At 49.8% G+C, this 1,232-nt stretch carries 2 rRNA genes; both read right to left on the bottom strand.

The window, feature by feature from the left end:
- A 23S ribosomal RNA gene (locus ACE38V_RS23210) occupies positions 1-276 on the bottom strand; the annotation flags it as partial.
- A 294-nt stretch (positions 277-570) separates the two neighbouring features.
- Positions 571-1,232 (bottom strand): 16S ribosomal RNA (locus ACE38V_RS23205); the annotation flags it as partial.

Genomic DNA, 1,232 nt, shown 5'->3' with positions numbered 1-1,232 from the left:
GGTTTGGGCTAATCCCGGTTCGCTCGCCGCTACTTAGGGAATCGCGTTTGCTTTCTCTTCCTCCGGGTACTTAGATGTTTCAGTTCCCCGGGTCTGCCTTCCAAACCCTATGAATTCAGGTAAGGATGCCATCCCATTACGGATGGTGGGTTCCCCCATTCGGAAATCTCCGGATCAAAGCTTACTTACAGCTCCCCGAAGCATATCGGTGTTAGTACCGTCCTTCATCGGCTCCTAGTGCCAAGGCATCCACCGTGCGCCCTTTCTAACTTAACCTACGGGTAAATATAAGCTTCGCATTTCTTCGTCAGCTCTCTCGCTCCGCTCCTCATGTATTGCTTAAATACACTCTGGTGCTCACTCGGTCGCTTCCTCGATCTGCTCGCTTCTATTCCCCCTCTAAAAATCAATTTTTAGAGAAAAAACTAAAATGGCGATCACTCGGTATTTCTTTTTTGCCTTCTTCTATTATTACATTATCTAGTTTTCAAAGAACAAATATAAAAGAGAGATTACTCTCTCAAAACTAAACAAACCATACAATCAACGCATCATGTAAATATTCCTTAGAAAGGAGGTGATCCAGCCGCACCTTCCGATACGGCTACCTTGTTACGACTTCACCCCAATCATCTGTCCCACCTTAGGCGGCTGGCTCCAAAAGGTTACCCCACCGACTTCGGGTGTTACAAACTCTCGTGGTGTGACGGGCGGTGTGTACAAGGCCCGGGAACGTATTCACCGCGGCATGCTGATCCGCGATTACTAGCGATTCCGGCTTCATGTAGGCGAGTTGCAGCCTACAATCCGAACTGAGAATGGTTTTATGGGATTGGCTTAACCTCGCGGTCTTGCAGCCCTTTGTACCATCCATTGTAGCACGTGTGTAGCCCAGGTCATAAGGGGCATGATGATTTGACGTCATCCCCACCTTCCTCCGGTTTGTCACCGGCAGTCACCTTAGAGTGCCCAACTGAATGCTGGCAACTAAGATCAAGGGTTGCGCTCGTTGCGGGACTTAACCCAACATCTCACGACACGAGCTGACGACAACCATGCACCACCTGTCACTCTGTCCCCCGAAGGGGAAAATCCTATCTCTAGGAGTGTCAGAGGATGTCAAGACCTGGTAAGGTTCTTCGCGTTGCTTCGAATTAAACCACATGCTCCACCGCTTGTGCGGGCCCCCGTCAATTCCTTTGAGTTTCAACCTTGCGGTCGTACTCCCCAGG

This window comes from Cytobacillus sp. Hz8 (assembly GCF_042263505.1).
In the GTDB taxonomy this organism is placed as follows: domain Bacteria; phylum Bacillota; class Bacilli; order Bacillales; family Cytobacillaceae; genus Bacillus_BE.
Note: the sequence above shows the minus strand (reverse complement) of the source record. Positions and strands in the feature narration are given on the sequence as shown.